Raw genomic sequence first — 24,515 nt, 5'->3', positions numbered from 1 at the left:
AAGGGGTGGAGCTGACCGGTACTAATAGGCCGAGGGCTTGTCCTCAGTTGCTCGCGTCCACTGTGTTGTTCTGAAACAACGACCCCACACCAAGGCCCCTTTTCATGGGGGCGGGTGTGGTGCGGTTGACAGTTTCATAGTGTTTCGGTGGTCATAGCGTGAGGGAAACGCCCGGTTACATTCCGAACCCGGAAGCTAAGCCTTACAGCGCCGATGGTACTGCAGGGGGGACCCTGTGGGAGAGTAGGACGCCGCCGAACAATCATTCAGGGAAAGCCCCTGGCCAGCAATGGCCAGGGGCTTTTTCGCGTTCTGGCGCCGGTGGACTGGCGATTACCATCAAGGCATGGCACGCCCCGGCCCTAAGGCCCGCCCCGAACCCCAACCGCGCCCCGAGCCCTTCGGCTTGGCCACCGACCCGTTTGCCCTGGAGACCTCGCACGAGGTGGCCGCGATGTACCTGGCACCGCCCGAGCGGGTACTGGTCCTGCGGCTGGATGCCGACACGATGCTCCGGCCCAAGCTGCGCGACGAGCTGCGGGAGCGCAGTCAGGATCCGCTGCCGGCGACCGTGCGGACCCTGCTCACGAGCCTCGACACCACGCGGGACAAGGTGCTCGGAACGCTGCACCGGCGCCGGCGCGGTGTGGAGTTCCGCCGGTTCCTGACGCAGCTGGAGCGCGAGCTGCCGGAGAGCGGCGAGCTGCACCTGATCTGCGACAACTACTTCACCCACAAGTCGCCGACGGTGGTGAACTGGCTGCGCGCGCACCCGCGGGTGACGATGCACTTCGCGCCGACCGAGGAGGCCTGGCTGGCGATCGTCGAGCGCTGGTTCGGCTACCAGGCCGCGCGCGAGGCGTTCCACGGGGACAAGTCCTCCGCGGTCGAGCTGTCGCAGGGGATCGCTGCCTGGATGCAGGCGAACGAAGCGGTCGCCGAGGTCGAGGAGACGGTCGAGGAGACCGCTGAGGAGACCGCCACCGCGCACGTCTGGATCAAGCCCGCCCACGACTGAGCGGTCCGCTGCCGCTGTGGGGTCTGCTGAGCGGGGGCCTGCCCCTACAGCCGGCCCGCCGCCTTCAGCGCCAGGTACGCGTCCGCCAGCGCGGGGGGCAGCGCGGCCGGCGGCGCGTCCAGCACGGTGGCGCCGAGCCGGGTGAGGCGCTCGGCGACCGCACGCCGGTCGGCCCGGGTCTGCTCGGCGGCGGCCGCGCCGTAGACGGCGGGCAGCGTGCCGCGGCCGGCGGCGAGCTCCGCCAGCCGGGGATCGGCGACCGAGGCGATCAGCACCTCGTGGCGCTGGGTGAGCCGGGGGAGCAGCGGCAGCAGGCCGTCCTCGGCGGGCCCGGCGTCCAGGCCGGTGAGCAACACGATCAGGGAGCGGCGCGGCGCGAGGCGCAGCGCGGCGGCGGTCAGCGCACGCATGTCCGTCTCGACCAGGGCCGGTTCCAGCAGGGCCATCGCGTTGGTGAAGGCCGGCAGGACCTCGGTGGCCGAGCGGCCGATCACCGAGCCGCGCTGGCGCAGGTCGTGCGCGAGCAGATCGACCCGGTCGCCCGCCTTGGTGGCGAGCGCGGTGAGCAGCAGTGCGGCGTCCAGCGCGGCGTCCAGCCGGGGTGCGTCGCCGACCCGGCCGGCCGAGGTGCGGCCGGAGTCCAGCACGATCAGGATGTGCCGGTCGCGCTCGGGCCGCCAGGTCCGCACGGCGACGGTGTTCCGGCGGGCGCTGGCCCGCCAGTCGATCGAACGCACGTCGTCGCCGGGCAGGTACTCGCGCAGGCTGTCGAACTCGGTGCCCTGGCCACGGGTCAGCAGCGAGGTGCGGCCGTCCAGTTCGCGCAGCCGGGCGAGCCGCGAGGGCAGGTGCTTGCGGCTGGTGAAGGGCGGCAACGCCCGTAGCGTCCAGGGGACTTGGTGCGATCCCTGACGGCCGGCCAGACCGAGCGGGCCGAGCGAGCGGATCGTCACCCGGACCGGCCGGTGATCGCCGCGCCGGGTGGGCCGCAACGCGGTGCCGGCCCGGCGGCGCTCGCCGGCCGGGATCAGCAGCGTGTGCCGGGAGGCGGCCTGCTCGGTGCCGGGCGCGAACGCGGACGGCGCCCAGGCGTCCCGCAGCCGGGCCCGAAGGACCCGCCCCGACGGGTTGGTGACGGTGAGAGTGACCGTGGCCGGCTCGCCGAGCCGGACCGACTGGTCCCCCTCCCGGACCAGCCGCAGCCCGCGCACCGGCGCGGCGAGCAGCAGATCGGCGAGGACGGCCAGCAGCAGCACGCCGCCGACCGCCGCGATCCCGGTCCAGGACGGCAGCAGGAGTCCGACCACCAGGCTGCCCAGGGCGGCGAGGAGAGCGGTACGGCCGGTGAGGGCCACGGTGGACTCCTAACGGATGAATCGATGACGGGTGGGCCGCTCCGGGGCGACCGCTCAGCGCGGGGCGGGGGTCTGGGCCAGCACGGCCTGGATCACCGAGTCGGCGGTGACCCCCTCCATCTCGGCCTCGGCCCGCAGCTTGACCCGGTGGCGCAGCGTGGGCAGCGCGAGCGCCTTCACGTCGTCGGGGGAGACGTAGTCGCGGCCGGCCAGCCAGGCCCAGGCCCGTGAGGTGCTGAGCAGCGCGGTGGCGCCGCGCGGCGAGACGCCGAGCGCGAGCGAGGGCGACTGCCGGGTGGCCCGGCAGAGGTCGACGATGTACGCGAGCACCTCGGGCGAGACGGTGAGCTTGGCGATCTGCTCGCGTGCGGCCGCCAGGTCGGCCGGACCGGCCACCGGGCGCACACCGGCGGCCCGCAGGTCGCGCGGGTCGAAGCCGGCGGCGTGCCGGCTGAGCACCTGGAACTCCTGGTCGCGCTCGGGCAGCGGCAGGATCAGCTTGAGCAGGAAGCGGTCCAGCTGGGCCTCGGGCAGCGGGTAGGTGCCCTCGTACTCCAGCGGGTTCTGGGTTGCGGCGACCAGGAACGGCACCGGCAGCGGCCGCGGTTCGCCGTCCACCGTGACCTGGTGCTCCTCCATGGCCTCCAGCAGCGAGGCCTGGGTCTTCGGCGGGGTGCGGTTGATCTCGTCGGCGAGCAGCAGGTTGGTGAAGACCGGGCCCGGCTGGAACGAGAACTCGGCGGTGCGGGCGTCGTAGACCAGCGAGCCGGTGACGTCGCCGGGCATCAGGTCGGGGGTGAACTGGATCCGCTTGGTCTCCAGGCTGAGCGCGGTGGAGAGGGTGCGGACCAGCAGCGTCTTCGCGACGCCGGGCACGCCCTCCAGCAGCACGTGGCCGCCGCAGAGCAGCGCCACCACCAGGCCGGTGACGGCCGGGTCCTGGCCGACCACGGCCTTGCCGATCTCGGCGCGCAGCGCGCCGAGCGCCTGCCGGGGGTCCGCCGGAGCGGCGTCCGCGGACACGGGAGTGGGCTGCTCGGTCACGGCTGTCGTACCTGCCTTTCCAGGGCATCGAGGTCGTCGGCGAGCCGCAGCAGCGCGGCGTCGTCGGTCGGGGGCGCGCCGTACAGCAGGGCGTGCAGGGTGCCGGGATCCCGGCGGTGGGTCGGCTCCGGGGAGCCGGCGGGAGTGGTGGGCCGGGCAGGCAGCCGGGTGGCCAGCGCGGCGAGCAGCGCGGTGCCGTCCGGCTCGCCGCCACCGCCGAGCGGGACGCCGAGGGCGGGGGCGAGCCGGTGTCGGGTGGCGCGGCGCAGGGCCTCGGCCGCCCGGCCGCGCGCCTTGGCGCGGTGGTACAGCCGGGCCCGGCCCTCGGTGGTCTCGGCGGCGCGCACCACGACCGGCAGCGGCTCGGCGACCACCGGGCCGAGCCGGCGGGCGCGCCAGGCCGCGGTGAGCAGCGCGGCGATCGCCAGTTGCAGTGCGGCCCAGTGCCAGCCGGCCGGGATCAACTGGGTGATCGACTTCTGCGGCGCGTCGCCGGCGGGCGTGGCGCCGTAGTCGGGCAGGTACCAGAGCAGGTGCGGCTGCGAGCCGAGCAGGCCGAGCGCGAGCGAGGCGTTGCCGTCCTTGGCGAGGCGCTGGTTGGTCAGGAAACGGCCGGATCCGAGCACGATCACCTCGCTGCCGCCCGGGCCGGTGGTGCTCAGCAGGGCGGGGTGGCCGTCGCGCGGGTAGCAGCCGGTGGCGCCGTCGCCTGCGACGTAGAGCAGGCCGCCGAGCTCGGCGCTGCCGGCCAGGGCGGCCTCCGGGAGGTCGCACTCGGGGGCGGTGCTCGCGGAGCTGAGGTTCAGCGGCAGACCGCCCAGCTCGGCGGTGTGCACGGCGGGCGCGAGCAGGCCCAGCGCCCTGCTGTCGGGGGAGATCAGCACCAGGCGGCGGTGGCCGGCCGAGGCGAGTGCGGTCAGCTGGTCGTCGGTGAGCAGGTCGGGCAGCGGGACCAGCACGGTGTCCGGGCCGTCGGTGGCGGCCAGCTGCGCGGGGTCGCCGGTGGTGCCGACCGTGATGCCCTGCCGGTCGAGCAGCCGGCTGACGGCCAGCGTGCCGTCGGGGTCGGGCGAGCGCGGGTCGAGCGAGGGGTAGCTGGTGCCGCTGCTGCGGCCGCCGATCAGCAGGCCGACGAGCAGCAGGAAGAGCGCCGCCGCGAGGTACCAGCGGGAGCGCTGCCAGAGCCGGCGGGCGGTCGGCGCCAGCGCGGTGGTGGGGTGCGGCGCAGTGTCGGCCGGCGGCGCGGTGGGCCCGGGCACGGTCGTGCTGGTCATGCGCCACCTGCCGTGCTGAGTCCGGTCGGCCTGGTGCGGCCGAGGGCCTGGTCGAGGTCGGCGAGGCGCTGGTAGGCGGCCTGGTCGGCGGTTCGCTCGCCGTAGGCGATGTCGTCGAAGGTGCGGGCGGCCGCGCGCAGTGCGTCGGCGTGCTCGGGCAGGAAGCGGCCCGCCTCGGCGGCGGCCTCGTCGGCCGTCCGGCCCGGGCGCGGGTCGAGCAGCGTGCGCTCCTCCAGCGCGCGGACCAGTGCGCGCATCTGTTCGCGGACGGCGGCCGGCCAGTCGCCGGCCGCGGCGTGCCGACGGGCCTCGGCGCGGTACTGCGCGGCGGTGAGCGGGCCGCCGGCGCTGAAGAGCGCGCCGGCCGTGGACGCGGCGCGGCCCGGCCGGCCGAGCCGCCACCACAGCGCGGCGCCGATCAGCACGGCGATCACCAGGAAGAGCACCAGGCCGGTCGTGCCGCCGCTCGCGGCCGAGCCGAGCTGCCCGAGCAGGTGGTCCAGCTGGGACCAGAGCCAGCCGGTGATCCGCTGGAGCAGGGTCGGGTCGTGCCGGTGGTACTCGGACTTGAGCAGCTCGTCGCGCGCGGCGTTGCGGGCCGGATCGCGCGGCACGGCGACCGGCGGGCCGTCGGCCAGTGAGTGCGCGCCGGCGGCCAGTGAGTGCGTGCCAGCGGCGAGCGCGCGGCTGCCGTCCACCACCGCGCGCGTCCAGTGCCCGACAACGGGCGCGTCCCCCCAGGGCGGCATCCCGGTCAGGCTCCGGTTGGCGGTGTGCCCTGCCCGGCCCAGCCGGCGCCGCCGTACTCGGGCAGGCCGGCCGCGCGGGCCAGTTCCAGGTCGAGCGCCTCGCGGCGGATCCGCTGGTCCACGTAGAGCAGCACGTTGATGCCGGCCTGGATCGGCATGGTGATCGTGGAGCCGAGCACGCCGCCGATCCCGAGCAGCACCAGGGTCATGAGCGACTGCGGGTGGTCGGGGGTGGCGCCGAACGCGCCCAGCCCGGAGCCGGCGCCGGCCGCAAGGGCACGGAACGGCAGCAGGATGACCCCGCCGATCACCATGCTGATCACGCCGCCGAGCAGCGTGATGCCGAAGATCCGCCACCAGGAGCCCTTGACCAGGCGCTTGGAGCGGCCGAACGCGGCCTTGATGCCCTGCTTCTCCAGCATCAGCGCGGGCGCGGCCAGGCTGAACCGGATGTACAGCCAGGGCGCGGTCAGCATGCCGGCCAGCAGGACCAGCGAAGCGAGCAGCGCCGCGCCGGGATTGTGCCCGGTCGCGATCACGACGGCGATCGGGATCGCGCTCACCAGGATCACGCCGACGATCATCAGGAAGAGCAGGGCGGTCAGCCCGGCCAGCTTCCACAGCTGCGGGCGGGCGGCGCGCCAGGCGATGGCGGGGGTGACCGGCCGGCCGAGGATCGCGTGGCTGACCACCATGGTGAGCATCGCGGTCATCAGCAGGCTGCCGATGGCACTGAGCAGCAGTCCGACGCCGATCCCGGGCAGCAGGTCGAGGTTGGCGGTGCCCTGCTGGTCCCACCAGTTGAAGACGGTCACGGTCGTCTCGGTCACGGCCGAGACGACCAGCGAGAGACCGAGCGCGGTGCGCCAGTGCTTGCGGGCAGTGGAGATCGAGCCGTCCAGGATCTCGCCGACGCCGAGCGGGCGCAGCGGGATCACGCCGGGCTTGGGGCTCTGCGGTGGGAGGCCCCAGCCCGCGCTCCAGCCGGCGCCGGGCTGCTGCTGCCCCCAGGCTGGCTGCTGAGCCCAACCCTGCTGGCCCCAGCCAGGCTGGCCGCCCCAGCCCTGCTGTGCGCCCCAGCCGGGCTGTCCGCCGGGGCCGGTGCCGCCGCCTGCGGCCGGTTGCCCGGGGAGGGGCTGGGGAGCCTGGGGAGCGCCGTAGGAGCCGGGGTAAGCGGCGGGCGCGGCCGGCCGGGCGTCCTCGGACGCCGTCGGTGCGCCGGGTGCAGCGGGTGCGGACGGCACGGCGGACGCCGGTGCGGTCGCAGCCGGCATGGCCGGCGCCGGTGCGGCGGGAGCGGGTGCCACGGGAGCCGGGGCGGCCGACGTACCGTCCGGGCCGGCAGGCGTGGCGGCCGGCGGCCGGACGTCCTCGGGCTCGGGTCCGGACGAGCTGGGGGAGACCCAGCCCGGAGTGTCGGTCATCACTGCTCCTCGGCGCGGGGCGGGTGCCCCAGGATGGTCTGTGGCGGCGTGCGTGCCGCCCATCGTGCCATGGTGGCCGCAGGCGTCCCATGGGCGCCCGGTTGCTGATCGACAACGGAGTCGGTACGGCCGAGGCAGTGGGGAGTTTGGGTGGAAATGTCCAGTACTGGCATGGAGTTTGCCGGGAAAATGGCACGGGTGTGCGGCAGGTCACAAACCGGTAATGAGAGGATGGGCGCATGAAAGGTCGCGTCCTCGTCGTAGATGACGACACAGCACTCGCCGAAATGCTCGGCATCGTGCTGCGTGGTGAGGGTTTTGAGCCGTATTTCGTCGCGGACGGGGACAAAGCGCTGGCCGCGTTCCGCGAGACCAAGCCGGATCTGGTCCTGCTCGACCTGATGCTGCCCGGACGCGACGGCATCGACGTCGCCCGGCAGATCAGGGCCGAGTCCGGGGTGCCGATCGTCATGCTCACCGCGAAGACCGACACGGTCGACATCGTGGTCGGCCTGGAGTCCGGCGCCGACGACTACGTGGTGAAGCCCTTCAAGCCGAAGGAGCTGGTGGCCCGGATCCGGGCCCGCCTGCGCCGGGCCGAGGAGCCGACGCCCGAGCAGCTCGCGATCGGCGATCTGGTGATCGACGTGGCCGGCCACTCGGTCAAGCGCGACGGCCGGGGCATCCCGCTGACGCCGCTGGAGTTCGACCTGCTGGTCGCGCTGGCCCGCAAGCCCTGGCAGGTGTTCACCCGCGAGGTGCTGCTGGAGCAGGTCTGGGGCTACCGGCACGCCGCCGACACCCGTCTGGTGAACGTGCACGTGCAGCGTCTGCGCTCGAAGATCGAGAAGGACCCGGAGCGCCCGGAGATCGTGGTCACCGTCCGCGGTGTCGGCTACAAGGCCGGGCCCAGCTGACGTGGCGTACCAGGTTCACCCCTCCCCGGCCGGCCCGTTGGCCGGGGAGGAGCACAGCGGGAGCGTCCGCCGGGGTCTCCTCGGCGGGGCGCTCGGCCGCCAGCTGCGCCGTCCGTTCCAGCGCACCGCGGCGATCTACCGCCAGTCGATCCAGCTGCGGGTGGTCGCGGCCACCATGCTGCTCTCCGTCAGCCTGGTCGTGGTGCTCGGCATCGTCGTCATGGCGCAGGTCCAGCACGGTCTGCTGGACACCAAGAAGCGTGCCGCCGAGAACCAGGCCGCCGGCGGTTTCAGCACCGCGCAGCAGCAGAGCGATCTGCTCGACCAGCGGGCCAAGGCCGGCGGCAGCGGTGGCGCCGGCGGCACCGGCGACCCGAGCTCGACCGAGACCAGCAGCTGGCTGACCGACCAGGTGAGCAGCCTGGCCAGCGGCGGCCAGGGCGCGTACTCGGTGGTCGGCATGGTCCCGTCCGCCGACCAGAACACCACGGCCAGCAGCACCGGACTGCGGCTGGCCCGGGTGAGCGGCGACGTGAGCCTGGACAGCATCTCGCAGCAGCTGCGCAACGACGTGGCGCTCGACCCGACCGTCCCGCACGACCAGACCACGACGATCTACACCGGCGTCCCCGGCGGGCCGAAGACGGCCGAGCCCGGCCTGGTCATCGGCAAGCAGCTGAACGGCCCGGGCGACACCAAGTACCAGCTCTACTTCGCGTTCTCGTTCGCCCAGGAGGCGAACACGCTGAGCCTGGTCACCGGCACGGTGGCCACGGCCGGCGGCTTCATCGTGGTGCTGGTCGGCTGCACTGCCTGGCTCGTGGTGCGCCAGGTGGTGACCCCGGTGCGGATGGCCGCCGGCATCGCCGAGCGGCTCGCCGACGGCCACCTCGAAGAGCGGATGAAGGTCACCGGGACGGACGACATCGCCCGGCTCGGCCACTCCTTCAATCGGATGGCGGGAGCGCTGCAGACGCAGATCCGCCAGCTGGAGGAGCTCTCCCGGGTGCAGCGGCGGTTCGTCTCCGACGTCTCGCACGAGCTGCGCACGCCGCTGACCACGGTCCGGATGGCCGCCGACCTGATCTACGACAGCCGCGAGGACCTGGACCCGATGGCGGCCCGCTCGGCCGAGCTGCTGCAGGGCCAGCTGGACCGCTTCGAATCGCTGCTCGCCGATCTTCTGGAGATCAGCCGCTTCGACGCCGGGGCGGCGATCCTGGACGCCGAGCCGGTGGACCTGCGCGACATCGTGCACCGGGTGGTGGAGGCGGCCGACCCGCTGGCCAGGCTCAAGGGCAGCGCGGTCGTGCTGCGCAACGCCGACGAGCCGGTGGTCGCCGAGGTGGACCCGCGCCGGATCGAGCGGATCCTGCGCAACCTGGTGGTCAACGCGCTCGAACACGGCGAGGGCCGGGACGTGGTGATCCAGCTCGGCTCGGCCGGCGGCGCGGTCGCCGTCGGCGTGCGCGACTACGGCATCGGGCTCAAGCCCGGCGAGGCCTCGCGGGTCTTCCACCGGTTCTGGCGGGCCGACCCGTCCCGGGTGCGGACCACCGGCGGCACCGGTCTCGGGCTGTCGATCGCGGTCGAGGATGCGCATCTGCACGGCGGCTGGCTCCAGGCCTGGGGCGAGCCAGGCGGCGGCTCGCACTTCCGGCTCACGCTGCCGCGCACCCGTGGCGGCGAGATAGGCCGGGCACCGTTCCGGCTGGAGCCCGAGGACTCCCGGCACAACCGGGGTCTGCGGGCCCAGGGCACGCCGTACCAGCGGGCGCTGCCCGCCGGTGCGACCGCGCTGACGGCGAGCGGTGAGCCGACCGCGGTGATCCCGGAGACCCCCGGCGGCGCCGGGGGCGGACTCGGGCCCGGACTGGGCGGCGTGCTCGGCATCGGTCCCGGCCTCGGGGCCAAGCGGCTCCCGGCGCCACCGGCGGCCGATCCGTCGGACGTCCGGACGGTCGGCTCGGGGTACGGCGCCGGCGGCGCGCACGTGGTGGTGGACCGGTCGCACCCGCATGCCGCAGCCGGTGGCGCGGCCCGCGGTGGCGGATCCCGGCCCGGCGGCCACGACGGCAGCCGGCCCGGCGGTGCCGGGGGCGGCGGCCGCGATACGGAACGCGACGGTACGCAAGCGGAGGGGTCGCAGGGTGGGGAGCACCGGCAGGACTAGCGAGCACCCGTCCGGCCCCGCCGGGCACGGGCACGGGCAGCGGCAGGGGAACGGCAGCGGCAGTGGGCGTGGGCGCAGCAGGGGCGGACGGCGGTGGGCGGGGACGACCTGGGCCCTGCTGACCGCGCTGCTCGCCGCGGGCTGCGCGACGATGCCGGACAGCGGTCCCCCCGAGCGGGTGGAGCCGCTGCCCGGCGCGAGCGCCGACAAGGGCGTGCAGGTCCGCGCGATCCCGATGCCGCCGCGCGACGGCCAGGGCCCGGTGGAGGTGCTGCAGAGCTTCCTGGACGCGTCGATCGCCGACGACCCGCACTACGACGCGGCGAAGAAGTACCTGACGGCCGCTGCCAGCAAGACCTGGGATCCCGGGGCCGGGCTCGTCGTGCTGAGCGACAGCATGCCCAACGACCCGGCCACCGACAGTGATCCGCAGGACGCGACGATAGCCTTCCGGGCGCCGGAGGTCGGCTCGCTGGACAGCGAGCAGAGCTACACGGCGGCGGCCCCGGGCACCAACTTCTCGACCACGTTCACGCTGGTCAACGTCGCCAAGCCGATCAAGGACGACAAGGACGCCGCGGCGCACGCGCAGTGGCGGATATCCAGCCTGCCGGACGGTCTGATCGTGAACCAGACCAACTTCCGCAACACGTACCAGCAGGCCGACCGCTACTTCCTGACGGCTGCCGACCCGGCCGCCGGCGGCCTGGACCAGCCGGTGCTGGTGCCGGACCCGGTCTACCTGCGCCGCCGGGTGGACCCGGTGGCCGCCGCGGTGGCCGCCGTGGCCGAGGCCCCGCCCAGATGGCTGGCCCCTGCGGTGCGGACGGCCTTCCTCGGCGCACGGGTGGCCGGGGTGAACTCCGACGACCCGCGCAACCCCAAGGTGCAGGTGGACGGCGTCGACTTCCTGGCCAGCCAGACGCAGTGTCAGCAGATGGCCGCGCAGATCTACTTCACGCTGATCAGCCAGAGCGGGGCCGAGTCGATCGACAAGGTCACCCTGCTCGCGAAGCACGGCGCCTGCGACCTGACCCGGACGCAGGCCGAGGCCTCGCCGTACGCGCCGGGCAGCCTGGCGGGCGGCGGCGCCAGGCCGTACGCGCGGCGCGCGGACACCGGCCAGCTGGTGCAGCTCTCCGGCACGGACACACCGGGCACCCCGGTGCCGGGCGTGCTCGGCAAGGCGCCGCTGGCGGCGCAGCTGGCGCCGCAGGGCAAGGAGGTGACCGGCCAGTTCGCGGTCAAGCGGGACGGCAAGGCCGCCGCGATCGTCAGCGAGGACGGCCGCTCGCTCTTCGTGGCCGGTCTCGGCGACGGGGACGCGCTCGGCGCGCCGGTGCTCACCAGCCTGGTCACGAACGGCCTGACCTCGCCGAGCTGGGACGGCTACGGCGGTCTGTGGGCGGTGGACCGGAATCCGGCCGCGCCGAAGGTGCTGCTGGTCCGCGGGCAGAAGCCGATCACCGTCAGCACGGACGTCCCGAGCGGCTACACCGTGGACGCGCTGCGGATCTCCTCGGACGGCACCCGGGTCGCGCTGCTGCTGAAGGGCTCGGGCGGGCAGTCGACCAGCCTGGCCGTCGGCCTGGTGGTGCGCGGGGTGGCGCCGGGCACCACGAACACGCCGACCGCCGCGATCACCGGGGTGCGACTGATCGCGCCGCAGCTCTCCGACGTCACCTCGGTCTCCTGGGCGAGCCCGGACCTGCTGCTGGTGCTCGGTCAGGAGAGCGACACCGTGCCGCAGTTGCACTACCTGCGCACCGACGGCTCGGCCGGCGTGGACAGTGCGCCGCAGGCGGTGGACGGGATGACCGTGGTGGCCGCCTCGGAGCTGAGCACCGACCCGGTGCTCGCCGACGCGGCCAAGGACGGCCACACGGTGTACGAGCTGATCGGCAGTCTGGCGCAGCGGCAGTGGCACTCCTACGGCGAGGGCGTGCTGCCGGCCTACCCGGGCTGACCGGGCTGACCGGGCTGACCGGGCCGGGCGGTCCTGTGACGGGCCGTCGCGGCGACGGTCGCCGCGGCCAGCGGCCGGGCACCGGCCGCGCTCAGTGCGCGGGCGGCCTCGGTCAGGCTGGCGCCGGTGGTCACCAGGTCGTCCACCAGGACCATCCGACGGCCGGTCAGCCGGCCGTGCGCGAGCGGCGCCACCCGGAGCGCGCCGCGCAGGTTGCGCTGCCGCTCGGCCGCGCCGAGGCCGGCCTGGTCGGCCACCCGCCGGGCCGGGCGGAGCACCGGGGCGGCCTGGCAGGGCAGCCCGGCGCGGCGCAGCGCGCGGGCGGCGGCGCGGGTCATCCGCAGCGTCGGATCGTGGCCACGGGCGCGCACCGCGCGGCGGGCCGAGGGCATCGGGACCAGCAGCAGTGGTTCGCGCGCGTCAGGCGCGGCCGCCGCCGGGCTGTCGACCTCCGCCAGGACCGAGCCGACGGCCGTGGCGAGCAGGGCGCCGAGCGGCTCCGCCAGGCGCAGCGCGCCGCGCTCCTTGTGTGCGAGCAGCAGGCGGCGCACCGGGTCGGCGTAATCGGCGCAGGCGTGCAGCGGGGGCAGCCCCGGGGGTGTGGGGAGCGGGCCGGCGGGTCGGCCGCGCAGCCCGTCCAGCAGGGTCCGGCAGTGCGGGCAGAGCTGGCCGCCGGGCGTGCCGCAGCCCGCGCAGGAGACGGGCAGCAGCAGATCGAGCAGGCCGGTCAGCGGCGCGGTGAGCAGCTCGGGCAGTCGGCCCGGGCTCGGCGGTGCGGGCGGCGGCGTGGGCGGCGGTGTGAGCGTCTCGGAGCGTGTCCGGCGGCTCGGCTGGTGGCTCGGCTGGGGGCTCATCCGACACCTTCCGACGGACCGGTGACCCTACGTAGTGCGGCCCAGGGTGGGCCGTCTGGGCGGAGTTGTCCAGATATTTACCCTCGCTTCACTCGATTGAGGGTAGACAGGGGGGAACAGCTGTCCGGCCATCACCCGTGGCGCCTATGGTCCGCTGGAGAGGCGAAAAGCCCGTGTGGGGTGTCTGATGAGGCTCCAAGGGGTTTCGAGCCTCCCTGGTGGGGAGGTAGTGGGTGAGGGCCCAGCTCGCATCGCCCTCCGGCGAAGCGGCGGGCCGGCGGCAGAGTGGCTGGTCAGGCTGGGTCTCACAGCCCGGTCCGGTAGTCCGGACCGGCGTCAGCACGAGGGATCGGAGTTCTGCGTGGACATCGTCGTCAAGGGCCGCAAGACGGAGCTGCCCAAGAGGTTCCGCGAGCACGTGGCCGAGAAGCTGGAGAAGGTCCAGAAGTTCGACGGCAAGGTGATCAGCCTCGACGTCGAGGTGTCCAAGGAACACAACCCGCGTCAGGCCGACCGGTCCGACCGGGTGGAGATCACCGTCCGCACCCGTGGTCCGGTGATCCGGGCCGAGGCGGCCGCCGCGGATCCCTACGCCGCGCTCGACCTGGCGTCGGCCAAGCTCGACGCCCAACTGCGCAAGTCGGCCGACCGCCGCCGGATCCATCACGGAGTCCGCAGCACGCCGCTCAGCGTCGCCGAGGCGACCGCGAGGATCGCGTCACTGCCGGGGACGGCCACCATGGAGGAGCTCGAAGCGCCGGAGGTGCGCAAGACGAAGATCGGCTCCCTGGAGGTCGAGGGCGAGGGCCCGCTGGTCGTCCGCGAGAAGACGCACGCCGCCTCGCCGATGACGCTCGCCCAGGCCCTGTTCGCGATGGAGCTGGTCGGGCACGACTTCTACCTGTTCCAGGAGAAGGACAGCGGCCTGCCCAGCGTGGTCTACCGCCGCCGTGGCTACGACTACGGCGTCATCCACCTGCAGCCCAACGGCCTGGAGCCGGAGGACGAGATCGGCGGCGCGGGCGGCGCGATCAACGAGCCCGCCACCCGCTGACCCACACCCCTGGCGGTACCCGCCAGTAGCACTCCCGGGCGCCGAGCCCGGCGGACAAATCCAGCAGACGACCCCGGCGGCCGGCCGCGAACCGGCCGCCGGGCCTGTGTCCGGAGCGGCCGTCCGGGGGACGGCGCCCTCGGCAGGTCGGCCGGGTCGCACCGGCCGTGGAATGATGAGCCCCACAGCATTCGGCGAGGAGGGGCGGATGGGGGAACGGTTCGACGGGGGTGGGGCCGAGAACCCGGAGCCCGAGTACGCGCCGCGCGGGGGGGAGCCGATCCGCGTCCTGGTGGTGGACGATCACGCGCTGTTCCGGCGCGGGCTGGAGATCGTGCTGGCCGACGAGGTCGACATCCGGGTGGTCGGCGAGGCGGGGGACGGCGCGGAGGCGGTGCTCAAGGCCGCCGATCTGCTGCCGGACATCATCCTGATGGATGTCCGGATGCCGCGTCGCAGCGGCATCGAGGCGTGCACCTCGATCAAGGAGGTCGCGCCCAGCACCAAGATCATCATGCTGACGATAAGCGACGAGGAGGCCGACCTCTACGAGGCGATCAAGGCGGGGGCCACCGGCTACCTGCTCAAGGAGATCTCCACCGACGAGGTGGCCACCGCGATCCGCGCGGTCGCCGACGGCCAGTCGCAGATCAGTCCGTCGATGGCGGCCAAGCTGCTCACCGAGTTCAAGTCGATGATCCAGCGGCGTTCGGACGACCGGGAGTTGGTGCCTGCCCCGCGGTTGACCGACCGTGAGCTGGAGGTGCTCAAGCTGGTCGCCACCGGGATGAACAACCGGGAGATCGCCAAGGAGCTGTTCATCAGCGAGAACACCGTGAAGAACCACGTCCGGAACATCCTGGAGAAGCTGCAGCTGCACTCCCGGATGGAGGCCGTGGTCTACGCGATGCGCGAGAAGATCCTCGAAATAGGCTGATGTCAGGGCTGGTCGAGCAGCGCCAGCAGGGCCGGCCGCAGCGATTCGTCGGCCAGCCGCTCGACCCGCACCGCCGAGCAGCCCACCCACCCGGCGGCCTCGCGCAACGCCTGCGCGAGCGCGGGCAGTTGCTTGCGGCTCTCCAGCGAGACCTGGCGGGCCACCAGGGTCCGGCCGTCGCGGGCCGGGTCCACCCGGCCGACCAGCCGGCCGCCGGCCAGCAGCGGCATCGCGAAGTAGCCGTGCACCCGCTTGGGTTGCGGGGTGTAGGCCTCCAGCCGGTGTGACATGCCGAAGATCCGCTCGGTGCGGGCCCGGTCCCAGATCAGCGAGTCGAACGGCGAGAGCAGTGTGGTGCGGTGCCGCCCGCGCGGCTCGCTCTCCAGCGCCGCCGGATCGGCCCAGGCCGGCGCCGGCCGGGTGCCGTCGGCGGGGTCCCAGCCGGCCACCGCGACCGGGACCAGGCCGCTGTCGGCCAGCACCGAGCCGAGCTGGTCGGCCTTCAGCCGGTGGTAGTCCGCGAGGTCGGCCCGGGTGGCGACACCGAGCGCCTCGCCGGCCTGCCGGACCAGCCGGGTCAGGCACTCCCGGTCGGTCGGGTCCTGCCCGAAGTACTCGGTGGGGATCGCCTGTTCGGCCAGCGCGTAGACCCGCTTCCAGCTGCGCCGCTCGGTGCAGACCACATCGCCGAAGGCGAGCGCCCGCTCCACCGCGATCTTGGTGTCGGACCAGTCCCACCACTCGGCGGTCTTCTTCGCACCGCCGAGCTCGGTGCTGGTCAGCGGGCCCTCGGCGCGCAGCCGGTCCAGCACGCCGCGGTAGGCCTCCGGGCTCGCCTGCTGGCCCCACAGGTGGCCGCGGTCGCGGTAGGCCCGGCGGCGGAAGGCGAACAGCGGCCACTCCTCGACCGGCAGGATGCAGGCCGCGTGCGACCAGTACTCGAAGGTGGTCCCGGAGCCCCAGTACGCGTGCTCGACGGTGCCGCGGCCGACCCCGCCGAGCCGGGCGTAGGGGACGAGCTCGTGCGAGCGGGCCAGGACCGAGATGGTGTCCAACTGCACCGCACCAAGCCGGCGCAGCACGCCGCGCACCCCGGCCCGCCGCTCGGGCGCACCGAGCAGGCCCTGGGCGCGCAGGGCGATCCGGCGGGCCTGGTCGGCGCTGAGGGTCAGGACGGGCGGCGGCGCTGCGGTCATGCGGGCAGCGTAGGCGGTGGCACCGACAGTGCCGGCCCGGCTGCCGGTCGCCCGGCAGGCGGTGCCGGGCTCAGGACGGCGGATCGGTGGCCAGCCGGGCGTGCAGGTGGATGTCCTGGCGCTCGCCGTAGGTGTTCGGCATCGCCTCGCGCAGCACGCCCTCCAGCCGGTAGCCGTTGCGCTCGGCTATCCGGCAGGACACGTCGTGGCCCACCGCGTGTGCCAGCTCCACCCGGTGCAGGCCGAGTTCGCCGAAGGCCCAGCCGCTCGCCAGCCGCAGCGCCCTGGTCGCCACCCCCAGGCCGCGCGCCGCGGGCATGGTCCAGTAGCCGACCATGGCGGTGCCGAACTGCCGCTTGATCTCGCGCAGCGCGAGACAGCCGAGCAGTTGCCCGCTCTGCGGGTCGCGCACCGCCCAGCTCGCCAGCGAACCGTCCTGGCGGCCCTCGTGGTTCCGGGCGAGCCAGGCCAGCAACTGCTCGTCGGTCGGCGGTTCGAGGTAGCCGACCGGGTTCCAGCGCGACTGCTCGGGGTCGCTGAAGGCGATCCGCAGGTCGTCGAGGTCCTGCCGGCTGCCGATCACGGGCCACGGGCGCAGCAGCAGGTCCTCGCCGTGCAACTCCGTCAGCGGCAGCGCGGGCAGTGGGGGCGGTGTGGTCATGACCGGACGGCGCCGGCGCCCGCGGTGCCGGGCACGGTGGCGTCCGGCAGGTCGGTGGCGAGCAGCGAGCCCATCCAGGCGTCCAGGTAGGCGCCGCGCTGCGGCGAGTAGGAGCGCAGTGTGCCCTCCAACTGGAAGCCGGCCCGGCGGGCCACCGCGAGCGAGGGCTCGTTGCCCACGTACGCGACCCATTCGAGACGGCGCAGCTCCTGCTCGGCGAAGGCCCAGCGGCAGACCTCGCGCAGCGCCTCGACCGTGTAGCCGCGACCGCGGGAGGCGGCGGTGGCCCAGAAGCCGACCTCGGCGGAGCCCGGGCCGCGGGCGGAGAGGCCCTGGGTGCCGACCAGGGTGCCGGTCTCCTTCTCCAGCACGCACCAGGTCAGCTGCTTGCCGGTGCGCCAGCCGTCGGGTGCCAGCCGCTCCACGTAGAACTCGGCATCGCTGCGCCGGTACGGCGACGGGACCACGGTCCAGCGCTGGATCGCCTCGTCCTGGCAGGCCTGGTAGATCGCGTCGATGTCCTCGGGCAGCGGGGCGCGCAGCACCAGTCGCTCGGTCTCCAGGGCCACGGGATGCGGGAACGGTTCTGTCATGGGGGGAGTATCCCGGCCGCCCACCTCGCGCGAAAGCGACTTTCGGCGCCCGGTTTGCTCTGATACCGATGAGTATCGGAGGATCCGCCCCCAGGGGTGACACGGGAATGCCGTGCTGACGCACCTCCCGGCGCATTGGCCTCCTCGCATACGATGGCCCGTGCGGTGGGGTGGATCCCGCTGTGAACGTCGTTGCCAGTCCAGTGCCCATCCAGGCGAGGAGCCCGCTCAAGTGTCCGTCTTCGACAAGATCCTGCGCGCCGGCGAGGGCAAGATCCTTCGCAAGCTGCAGCGGATTGCTGCCCAGGTCAACTCCATCGAAGAGGACTTCGTCAACCTCACGGACGACGAGCTGCGCGCGCTGACCGACGAGTACAAGTCCCGCCTCGCCGAGGGCGAGTCGCTCGACGCCATCCTGCCCGAGGCGTTCGCCACCGTCCGCGAGGCCGCCAAGCGCGTGCTGGGCCAGCGCCACTACGACGTGCAGCTGATGGGTGGCGCGGCGCTGCACCTCGGCCACGTCGCCGAGATGCGCACCGGTGAGGGCAAGACCCTGGTCGGCACGCTGCCCGCGTACCTCAACGCGCTCACCGGCAAGGGCGTGCACCTGATCACGACCAACGACTACCTCGCCGAGCGTGACTCGGAGTGGATGGGCCGGGTGCACCGCTTCCTCGGTCTCGAGGTCGGCGTGATCCTGGCGAACATGCCGCCCGCCGAGCGCAAGCGCCAGTACGCGATGGACATCACGTACGGCACCAACAACGAGTTCGGCTTCGACTACCTGCGCGACAACATGGCCTGGTCGCAGGACGAGCTGGTGCAGCGCGGCCACAACTTCGCGGTCGTCGACGAGGTCGACTCGATCCTGATCGACGAGGCCCGTACCCCGCTGATCATCTCCGGCCCGGCCGACCAGGCGACCAAGTGGTACGCCGACTTCGCCAAGCTGGTGCTGCGCCTCAAGATCGACCGCGACTACGAGGTCGACGAGAAGAAGCGCACCGTCGGCGTGCTGGAGGAGGGCGTCGGCCGGGTCGAGGACTACCTCGGCATCGACAACCTCTACGAGTCGGTGAACACCCCGCTGGTCGGGTTCCTGAACAACGCCATCAAGGCGAAGGAGCTCTACAAGGCGGACAAGGACTACGTCGTGATGAACGGCGAGGTCATGATCGTTGACGAGCACACCGGCCGCATCCTGGCCGGACGCCGCTACAACGAGGGCATGCACCAGGCGATCGAGGCGAAGGAGGGGGTGGAGGTCCAGAACGAGAACCAGACGCTGGCCACCATCACCCTGCAGAACTTCTTCCGCCTGTACGACAAGCTCTCCGGCATGACCGGTACCGCCACCACGGAGGCGGCCGAGTTCCACCAGATCTACAAGCTCGGCGTCGTCCCGATCCCGACCAACCGCGACCCGAAGCGGATCGACCAGCCCGACCTGATCTACAAGTCGGAGCCGGCCAAGTTCGCCGCCGTGGTCGAGGACATCGCCGAGAAGCACGAGAAGGGCCAGCCGGTCCTGGTCGGCACCGTCTCGGTCGAGAAGTCCGAGTACCTCTCGCAGGAGCTGCGCAAGCGCGGCATCCCGCACGAGGTGCTGAACGCCAAGCACCACGAGCGCGAGGCCCAGGTCATCGCGCAGGCCGGGCGCAAGGGCGCCGTCACGGTCGCCACCAACATGGCCGGCCGTGGTACCGACATCATGCTCGGCGGCAACCCCGAGCACCTGGCCACCGCCGAGCTGGCCCAGCGCGGCCTGTCCTCGGTGGAGACGCCGGAGGAGTACGAGGACGCGTTCCCGAGCGCGCTGGACAAGGCGAAGGCCTCGGTCAAGACGGAGCAGGAGGAGGTGCAGGGCCTCGGCGGCCTGTACGTGCTCGGCACCGAGCGGCACGAGTCGCGCCGGATCGACAACCAGCTGCGCGGCCGCTCCGGCCGTCAGGGCGACCCGGGCGAGTCCCGCTTCTACCTCTCGCTCGGCGACGACCTGATGCGCCTGTTCAAGGCGGGCATGGTCGAGCGCGTGCTGTCGATGGCGAACGTCCCGGAGGACGTGCCGATCGAGTCCAAGATGGTCACCCGCGCGATCGCCTCGGCGCAGACCCAGGTCGAGCAGCAGAACTTCGAGATCCGCAAGAACGTCCTGAAGTACGACGAGGTGCTGAACCGCCAGCGCGAGGTCATCTACGGCGAGCGCCGCCGGGTGCTCGAGGGCGAGGACCTGCAGGAGCAGGTCGGCCACTTCATGGACGACACCGTCGAGGCGTACGTCAACGCCGCGACCGGTGAGGGCTTCGAGGACGACTGGGACCTCGAGAAGCTCTGGACCGCGCTCAAGCAGCTGTACCCGATCACCCTGGAGCTCGAGGCGCTGGAGGAGGAGGCCGGCGGCGCGTCCGGTCTGACCAGCGAGTTCCTGGTCAAGGTGGTCCAGGAGGACATCCAGGCCCAGTACGGCGCCCGCGAGGACCAGCTCGGCGAGCAGGTCATGCGCGAGCTGGAGCGCCGGGTCGTGCTGTCGGTGCTGGACCGCCGCTGGCGCGAGCACCTCTACGAGATGGACTACCTCCAGGAGGGCATCGGCCTGCGGGCGATGGCCCAGCGCGACCCGCTGATCGAGTACCAGCGCGAGGGCTTCGACATGTTCGGCGCCATGATGGAGGGCATCAAGGAGGAGTCCGTCGGCTACCTGTTCAACCTGGAGGTCCAGGTCGAGCAGCAGGTCGAGGAGGTCCCGCTGCCGGCAGACGCCGACGAGGCCGAGGCCGCCGCGGAGGAGGCCCGCGCCGCCCAGCCGGCGATCAAGGCCAAGGGCCTGGAGGCCCCGGTCCGCCAGCGCCTGCACTACACGGCGCCCTCGGTGGACGGCGACGAGACCGTGATCGAGGGCGACTTCGAGGACGACGCGGTGGGTGACGAGGGCGACGGCCTGACCCGCGCCGAGCGCCGCAAGGCCGCGAAGTCGGCGAAGGGCCGCCGCCGCAAGGCCTGACGCACCGGCGCCGGGTCCAGTTCCAGCCGCAGGGCGCCGTCCGGGAAACCGGGCGGCGCCCTGCCGCATGTCTCCCGCCGGCACGTCTGTCGTCGGTGGGGCCGTCGTCGGCATGGTCACCGCGGGCGGGGTCATCGCGCTTCCACGGCGGCGCACTGCCACTGCCGGCTCAGCCGGTGCCGCTCCAGCCGGAACGCGACCATCCGGTGCCGGGTGCCGGTGTCCACCCGCACGCAGACCTCCAGCGACTCCGGCGCCGGCGCCGAGTCGTGCACCGGGCCGAGCCGCGGGCGTGCGGCGCCGCCGCGTGGCCGCAGCGGCCCGCCCTGGGCGAGCCGGGCCAGCTGGCGATAGCCGTCGTGGGTGGTGTGGCGCAGCAGCTGCCCGACCGGGCGCAGCCCGCTGAGCACCTCGACCAGGTGCAGCGCGAAGCGGTTGACCAGCTCGGCGCGGACGGTCCGCTCGTCGTCGCCGGCCGGCGCACAGGCGGCGCGCGGGTGCCGGGGTGCGCGGGGCGGGGTCGGCCGGTGCCGGGCGGCGTGCGGGCGGGCCGTCCGCGCCGGGCCGGTCGGCCGGTGCGTCGCCAGCGTGAGCACGGCCGGCGGCGCGGCGCAGATCGTCGCGGCGGAATCGGTGGCGTGCGGTCGGAGTACGGTCTGCGGTCGGAGCGCGGTCTCGGCCATGGCGGTACTCCCGGAGTGTCGTGCGGCGGGCCGTCTGAGGTGGATCCACCGAGTGGGTCGGCTGAGGCTGGTCGTGCGTGTGCGGTCAAAGCGTCGTGCCAGTGCTATCGGCCTGCTGCCGCTCGGTTCAAGGGCGTGACCGCACCCGGCCCCCGGGTCACTCCAACGGCGGCTTGACACCCGACAGGCCCTGGGGGTCGCCGACCGCCGTGACCCGCCCCTTGCTCCCCGGTGACCGGGCGATGCGCTCGAAGGGGTACACCGCGGCCGCAGCCGGGGTGATCGTCGGGCCGTATTCTGTGGGGGTCACCCGGTCCCAGATGCCCAGCCCCAGAAAGCGGAGCGTGCCCCCGATGCGTGTCTACGTGCCCACCACCCTGGCCGCGCTGGCCCAGGCGCACCCGGACGGCGCGCTGGAGCAGTCCGCGGCGTACGCGGTGACCCCCGCGCTGCGCGAGTGGTACGTCAGCGACGACATCGAGGAGCTGGAGTACGCCGCGCTGGTCCGGGCCGCGCAGTCCTCGCTGCGGCTGCTGGCCGCGGACCAGACCGCGCCGCGCCGCCGCGTGGTGGTCGCGCTGGACGTGCCGGACGCCTCGGTCAAGCCGTTCGAGGGCGACGAGTACCAGGACCAGGCCTCGCTCGGCCGGGTCGTGCTGGCCGGTTCGGTCAGGCTCGCCAAGGCCGCCGCGGTGCACGCCGACGCCGCCGAGGACGAGGTCGTCGAGGACGTGGCGGCCGCGGTCGGTGCCATCACGGCGGCCGACGCCGGGGACGCCGACGCGCAGTTCAGCGTGGACGGCGCCGAGGACCACGAGCTGCTCTGGTTCGCCACCCAGGAGATCCCCGGCCTGATCGGCTGAGCCCCGCGCCCCCGCGCCGCCGCACCCCCACCCCCCTCTGAACCCCCGAACCCCTGCGGGAGCGCAGGCGCCCGGATCCCGTGCCCGACGCCTGCCGTCCGGCCACCGGTCACCCGTTTGTCAGTGGTAACGACTACCGTGCACAGCGTGCGAACTCATATCGTCTGGGACTGGAACGGGACGCTCTTCCACGACATGGCAGCCGTGGTCGGCGCGAGCAACGCCGCGTTCGCGACCATTGGCGCGCCGCCGCTGACGCTGGAGCGCTATCGCGAGCTCTACACGATCCCGATCCCGCGCTTCTACCAGCGGGTGCTCGGCTACCAGCCGAGCAGCGCGCAGTGGGAGGAGCTGGACGCCGCCTTCCAGGAGGCCTACGCCGAGCTGAGCGGCGGCTGCGGCCTGACCGAGGGCTCGCCCGAGCTGCTCGCGGCCTGGGCGGCCGAGGGCGGCACCCAGTCGCTGCTGTCGATGTACGGGCACGAGCGACTGGTGCCGATCGTCGACGCGTTCGGCATCAGCCGGCACTTCCTGCGGGTGGACGGCCGCACCGGCCCGTCGCACGGGCAGAAGGCCGCCTCGCTGGTCCGGCACCTGGGCAAGCTGGCCCCCGAGGTGGAGCCCGGCCGCACGGTCGTCATCGGTGACGCCGCGGACGACGCGCTGGCCGCCAAGGAGGCCGGTGCGCACGCCGTGCTCTACACCGGCGGCTCGCACGTCCGCGCGAACCTGGAGCCGATCGGCGTGCCGGTGGTGGACACACTGGCCGAGGCGGTCGAGCTGGCCCGCCGGATCGCCGGCTGACCGGCATCACCGGCCGCATACGCATCACGGGCCTCACCGGCCGCACCGGCTGACCGGCCGGCCGGTGTGTCGCGGCGCCGCCACCGCTCGTCCGTGGTCACTCTGGGTCTGATCACCAGGACCGATGAGCGGAGCCGCGATGCCGATCGACGCCGTGACCAGGGTGCCCGCGCCGGTCAACGAGCCGGTGCACGAGTACCGGCCGGGCAGCCCCGAGCGGGCACGCCTGCTGGCCCGGCTGGACGAGCTGACGGCCGAACAGCTGCCGCTGCCGATGACCATCGGGGGCGAGCAGCGGTTCGGCTCCGGCGAGCGGATCGACGTCGTCCAGCCGCACCACCACGCCGCCAGGCTCGGTGTGCTCACCAACGCCACCAGGGAGGACGCCGGACTCGCGGTGGACGCCGCGCTGGCGGCCGGCCGCGACTGGCGCGCGCTCTCCTTCGACGACCGCGCCGCGGTCTTCCTGCGGGCCGCCGAACTGCTGGCCGGCCCGTGGCGGGAGACGCTGGCCGCGGCCACCATGCTCGGCCAGTCCAAGACCGTCCAGCAGGCCGAGATCGACGCCCCCTGCGAGCTGGTCGACTTCTGGCGCTTCAACGTGCACTTCGCCCGGCAGCTGCTGGCCGAGCAACCGGAGTCCTCGCCCGGGGTGTGGAACCGCGCGGACCACCGGCCGCTGGAGGGCTTCGTCTACGCCGTCACGCCGTTCAACTTCACCGCGATCGCCGGCAACCTGCCCACCGCGCCCGCGCTGCTCGGCAACACGGTGGTCTGGAAGCCCGCGCCGACCCAGACCTTCGCCGCCCACTTCCTGATCCGCCTGCTGGAGGCGGCCGGCCTGCCGCCGGGGGTGATCAACCTGGTCACCGGGGACGGCCTAGCGGTCTCCGAGGTGGCGCTGGCCCACCCGGACCTGGCCGGCCTGCACTTCACCGGCTCCACCCGGACGTTCCAGGAGCTCTGGCGGACGATCGGCACGAACATCGCCGGCTACCGCACCTACCCGCGGATCGTCGGTGAGACCGGCGGCAAGGACTTCCTGATCGCGCACCCCTCGGCCGATCCGGAGAGCCTGCGCACCGCGCTGGTCCGCGGCGCCTTCGAGTACCAGGGCCAGAAGTGCTCCGCGCTCTCCCGGGCCTACCTGCCGCGCGGTCTCTGGCACCGGATCAGGGACGAGTTCCTCGCCGAGGTGGACGCGCTGACGGTCGGTGATGTCACCGATCTGTCCAACTTCATGGGGGCGCTGATCGACGGACGTGCCTACCGCAAGTGCCGCGCCGTGATCGACCGGGCCCGGCAGGACCCGGGCGTCGAGCTCGCGGCCGGCGGCCAGTACGACGACGCGATCGGCTGGTTCGTCCGCCCGACCGTGCTGGTCGGCGCGGACCCCGACAGCGAGATCTTCAGCACCGAGTACTTCGGCCCGATCCTCTCGGTGCACCTCTACGAGGACGGCGACTGGGCGGACGCGCTGCGCCTGGTCGACACCGCCGCGCCGTACGGCCTGACCGGCGCGGTCTTCGCGCAGGACCGGCAGGCCATCGCGCAGGCCGTCGAGGCGCTGCGCTTCACGGCCGGCAACTTCTACGTCAACGACAAGCCGACCGGCGCCGTGGTCGGTCAGCAGCCGTTCGGCGGCGGCCGGGCCTCGGGCACCAACGACAAGGCGGGCGCCGCGCAGAACCTGCTGCGCTGGACCTCGACCCGCTCGATCAAGGAGACATTCGTCCCGCCGACCGGGGTTCACTATCCGCACATGGCATAGCCGCAGGTCGGCGGCCCATTGGACATGGTGTCCAGGAACCCACGATCTTCCTGCGGGTTTGCGCCTCCCTGTCCCCTGACACCTTCGTTTCCTCCCGTTAGGCTGGCTGGCGTCGTCGGGACGGTCTCGCAGGCCGAACAGCTTGTCGTACCCAGGCGAAGGGCTGCTCATGCGTGCC

At 73.4% G+C, this 24,515-nt stretch carries 21 protein-coding genes and 1 rRNA gene; 11 read left to right on the top strand and 11 right to left on the bottom strand.

All coding sequences use genetic code 11. From position 1 onward, the window contains the following. Positions 1 to 143: 143 nt before the first annotated feature. Together rrf and AC060L_RS11280 are read left to right on the top strand one after the other, a co-directional pair. A 5S ribosomal RNA gene (gene rrf, locus AC060L_RS11285) occupies positions 144 to 260 on the top strand. An 86-nt stretch (positions 261 to 346) separates the two neighbouring features. Next, positions 347 to 1,018 (top strand): transposase, encoded by a 672-nt coding sequence (locus AC060L_RS11280; RefSeq protein ID WP_483798492.1) that lies wholly within the window; start codon positions 347 to 349, stop codon positions 1,016 to 1,018. A gap of 44 nt (positions 1,019 to 1,062) precedes the next feature. Here the strand turns inward: AC060L_RS11280 and AC060L_RS11275 are convergent, their stop codons facing one another. Genes AC060L_RS11275 through AC060L_RS11255 form a run of 5 tightly spaced genes read right to left on the bottom strand, consistent with a single transcriptional unit; the run spans position 1,063 to position 6,864 of the window. Next, positions 1,063 to 2,373, bottom strand: coding sequence for a DUF58 domain-containing protein (locus tag AC060L_RS11275; protein ID WP_483798491.1), 1,311 nt, complete (start codon positions 2,371 to 2,373; stop codon positions 1,063 to 1,065). A 54-nt stretch (positions 2,374 to 2,427) separates the two neighbouring features. Next, positions 2,428 to 3,417: an AAA family ATPase gene (locus tag AC060L_RS11270; protein ID WP_483798490.1), complete on the bottom strand. Its 990-nt coding sequence runs from the start codon at positions 3,415 to 3,417 to the stop codon at positions 2,428 to 2,430. Beyond that, positions 3,414 to 4,691, bottom strand: coding sequence for a DUF4350 domain-containing protein (locus AC060L_RS11265; RefSeq protein WP_483798489.1), 1,278 nt, complete (start codon positions 4,689 to 4,691; stop codon positions 3,414 to 3,416). Before AC060L_RS11265 ends, AC060L_RS11270 begins: the two co-directional genes overlap by 4 nt. After that, positions 4,688 to 5,440 carry a DUF4129 domain-containing protein gene (locus tag AC060L_RS11260; protein ID WP_483798488.1) on the bottom strand — a complete coding sequence of 251 codons (753 nt, stop codon included), beginning with the start codon at positions 5,438 to 5,440 and terminating at the stop codon, positions 4,688 to 4,690. Before AC060L_RS11260 ends, AC060L_RS11265 begins: the two co-directional genes overlap by 4 nt. Positions 5,441 to 5,445: 5 nt before the next feature. Beyond that, positions 5,446 to 6,864, bottom strand: a complete 1,419-nt coding sequence (locus AC060L_RS11255; RefSeq protein ID WP_483798487.1) for a DUF7847 domain-containing protein — start codon at positions 6,862 to 6,864, stop codon at positions 5,446 to 5,448. Between the two features lie 239 nt (positions 6,865 to 7,103). Here AC060L_RS11255 and mtrA point away from each other — a divergent pair, with 239 nt between their 5' ends. Genes mtrA through AC060L_RS11240 form a run of 3 tightly spaced genes read left to right on the top strand, consistent with a single transcriptional unit; the run spans position 7,104 to position 11,920 of the window. Further along, positions 7,104 to 7,781 carry an MtrAB system response regulator MtrA gene (mtrA, locus tag AC060L_RS11250; RefSeq protein ID WP_483798486.1) on the top strand — a complete coding sequence of 226 codons (678 nt, stop codon included), beginning with the start codon at positions 7,104 to 7,106 and terminating at the stop codon, positions 7,779 to 7,781. 1 nt (position 7,782) lies between these two features. Then, positions 7,783 to 9,954 carry an MtrAB system histidine kinase MtrB gene (gene mtrB / locus AC060L_RS11245; protein ID WP_483798485.1) on the top strand — a complete coding sequence of 724 codons (2,172 nt, stop codon included), beginning with the start codon at positions 7,783 to 7,785 and terminating at the stop codon, positions 9,952 to 9,954. Next, entirely contained in the window at positions 9,932 to 11,920 is a 1,989-nt protein-coding gene (locus tag AC060L_RS11240) for an LpqB family beta-propeller domain-containing protein (protein ID WP_483798484.1), read from the top strand. Before mtrB ends, AC060L_RS11240 begins: the two co-directional genes overlap by 23 nt. Here AC060L_RS11240 and AC060L_RS11235 read toward each other — a convergent pair. Further along, complete coding sequence (locus tag AC060L_RS11235) at positions 11,908 to 12,774, bottom strand: ComF family protein (RefSeq protein WP_483798483.1); 867 nt, start codon at positions 12,772 to 12,774, stop codon at positions 11,908 to 11,910. The two genes, AC060L_RS11240 and AC060L_RS11235, sit on opposite strands and share 13 nt — an antisense overlap. Positions 12,775 to 13,135: 361 nt before the next feature. On the opposite strand from AC060L_RS11235, the gene hpf reads away from it, so the two are divergent. Together hpf and AC060L_RS11225 are read left to right on the top strand one after the other, a co-directional pair. After that, entirely contained in the window at positions 13,136 to 13,828 is a 693-nt protein-coding gene (gene hpf / locus AC060L_RS11230) for a ribosome hibernation-promoting factor, HPF/YfiA family (protein ID WP_483798482.1), read from the top strand. A 208-nt stretch (positions 13,829 to 14,036) separates the two neighbouring features. Further along, positions 14,037 to 14,765 (top strand): response regulator, encoded by a 729-nt coding sequence (locus tag AC060L_RS11225; protein ID WP_483798481.1) that lies wholly within the window; start codon positions 14,037 to 14,039, stop codon positions 14,763 to 14,765. A gap of 2 nt (positions 14,766 to 14,767) precedes the next feature. Here the strand turns inward: AC060L_RS11225 and AC060L_RS11220 are convergent, their stop codons facing one another. From AC060L_RS11220 to AC060L_RS11210, 3 genes are all read right to left on the bottom strand, one after another. Next, a complete protein-coding gene (locus tag AC060L_RS11220) occupies positions 14,768 to 15,961 on the bottom strand; it encodes a winged helix-turn-helix domain-containing protein (protein ID WP_483798480.1) in 1,194 nt (397 codons plus the stop codon). A 70-nt stretch (positions 15,962 to 16,031) separates the two neighbouring features. After that, the gene (locus AC060L_RS11215) at positions 16,032 to 16,622 is read right to left on the bottom strand and encodes a GNAT family N-acetyltransferase (protein WP_483798479.1); all 591 of its coding nucleotides are present in this window, start codon (positions 16,620 to 16,622) and stop codon (positions 16,032 to 16,034) included. Beyond that, positions 16,619 to 17,215, bottom strand: a complete 597-nt coding sequence (locus AC060L_RS11210) for a GNAT family N-acetyltransferase (RefSeq protein WP_483798478.1) — start codon at positions 17,213 to 17,215, stop codon at positions 16,619 to 16,621. The genes AC060L_RS11215 and AC060L_RS11210 overlap by 4 nt, the downstream gene beginning before the upstream one ends. Before the next feature lie 232 nt (positions 17,216 to 17,447). Between AC060L_RS11210 and secA the strand changes: the two genes are divergently transcribed. After that, complete coding sequence (gene secA / locus AC060L_RS11205) at positions 17,448 to 20,216, top strand: preprotein translocase subunit SecA (RefSeq protein ID WP_483798477.1); 2,769 nt, start codon at positions 17,448 to 17,450, stop codon at positions 20,214 to 20,216. Between the two features lie 131 nt (positions 20,217 to 20,347). On the opposite strand, the gene AC060L_RS11200 is transcribed toward secA, so the two are convergent. Together AC060L_RS11200 and AC060L_RS11195 are read right to left on the bottom strand one after the other, a co-directional pair. Then, positions 20,348 to 20,899 carry an Rv3235 family protein gene (locus tag AC060L_RS11200; protein ID WP_483798476.1) on the bottom strand — a complete coding sequence of 184 codons (552 nt, stop codon included), beginning with the start codon at positions 20,897 to 20,899 and terminating at the stop codon, positions 20,348 to 20,350. A 157-nt stretch (positions 20,900 to 21,056) separates the two neighbouring features. After that, positions 21,057 to 21,209 (bottom strand): hypothetical protein, encoded by a 153-nt coding sequence (locus AC060L_RS11195; protein WP_483798475.1) that lies wholly within the window; start codon positions 21,207 to 21,209, stop codon positions 21,057 to 21,059. A 43-nt stretch (positions 21,210 to 21,252) separates the two neighbouring features. Here AC060L_RS11195 and AC060L_RS11190 point away from each other — a divergent pair, with 43 nt between their 5' ends. The 3 genes from AC060L_RS11190 to pruA all read left to right on the top strand — a co-directional run bounded on the left by AC060L_RS11190 (position 21,253) and on the right by pruA (position 24,337). Then, complete coding sequence (locus AC060L_RS11190; RefSeq protein WP_483798474.1) at positions 21,253 to 21,762, top strand: DUF6912 family protein; 510 nt, start codon at positions 21,253 to 21,255, stop codon at positions 21,760 to 21,762. A gap of 147 nt (positions 21,763 to 21,909) precedes the next feature. After that, positions 21,910 to 22,566 (top strand): HAD family hydrolase, encoded by a 657-nt coding sequence (locus tag AC060L_RS11185; RefSeq protein WP_483798473.1) that lies wholly within the window; start codon positions 21,910 to 21,912, stop codon positions 22,564 to 22,566. Between the two features lie 145 nt (positions 22,567 to 22,711). Further along, on the top strand, positions 22,712 to 24,337 hold the full coding sequence (gene pruA, locus AC060L_RS11180; RefSeq protein ID WP_483798508.1) for an L-glutamate gamma-semialdehyde dehydrogenase: 1,626 nt from the start codon (positions 22,712 to 22,714) through the stop codon (positions 24,335 to 24,337). Positions 24,338 to 24,515 lie beyond the last annotated feature (178 nt).

It is taken from the genome of Kitasatospora sp. NEAU-69 (assembly GCF_057158765.1).
This window is presented reverse-complemented; position numbering and strand designations above follow the sequence as displayed.

Coding starts and splice junctions, on each gene's coding strand:
- AC060L_RS11280 (WP_483798492.1), top strand. CDS start 347: ATGGCACGCCCCGGCCCTAAGGCCCGCCCCGAACCCCAACCGCGCCCC.
- AC060L_RS11265 (WP_483798489.1), bottom strand. CDS start 4,691: ATGACCAGCACGACCGTGCCCGGGCCCACCGCGCCGCCGGCCGACACT.
- AC060L_RS11260 (WP_483798488.1), bottom strand. CDS start 5,440: ATGCCGCCCTGGGGGGACGCGCCCGTTGTCGGGCACTGGACGCGCGCG.
- AC060L_RS11255 (WP_483798487.1), bottom strand. CDS start 6,864: ATGACCGACACTCCGGGCTGGGTCTCCCCCAGCTCGTCCGGACCCGAG.
- mtrA (WP_483798486.1), top strand. CDS start 7,104: ATGAAAGGTCGCGTCCTCGTCGTAGATGACGACACAGCACTCGCCGAA.
- AC060L_RS11235 (WP_483798483.1), bottom strand. CDS start 12,774: ATGAGCCCCCAGCCGAGCCACCAGCCGAGCCGCCGGACACGCTCCGAG.
- AC060L_RS11225 (WP_483798481.1), top strand. CDS start 14,037: ATGGGGGAACGGTTCGACGGGGGTGGGGCCGAGAACCCGGAGCCCGAG.
- AC060L_RS11220 (WP_483798480.1), bottom strand. CDS start 15,961: ATGACCGCAGCGCCGCCGCCCGTCCTGACCCTCAGCGCCGACCAGGCC.
- AC060L_RS11215 (WP_483798479.1), bottom strand. CDS start 16,622: ATGACCACACCGCCCCCACTGCCCGCGCTGCCGCTGACGGAGTTGCAC.
- AC060L_RS11210 (WP_483798478.1), bottom strand. CDS start 17,215: ATGACAGAACCGTTCCCGCATCCCGTGGCCCTGGAGACCGAGCGACTG.
- AC060L_RS11200 (WP_483798476.1), bottom strand. CDS start 20,899: ATGGCCGAGACCGCGCTCCGACCGCAGACCGTACTCCGACCGCACGCC.
- AC060L_RS11190 (WP_483798474.1), top strand. CDS start 21,253: ATGCGTGTCTACGTGCCCACCACCCTGGCCGCGCTGGCCCAGGCGCAC.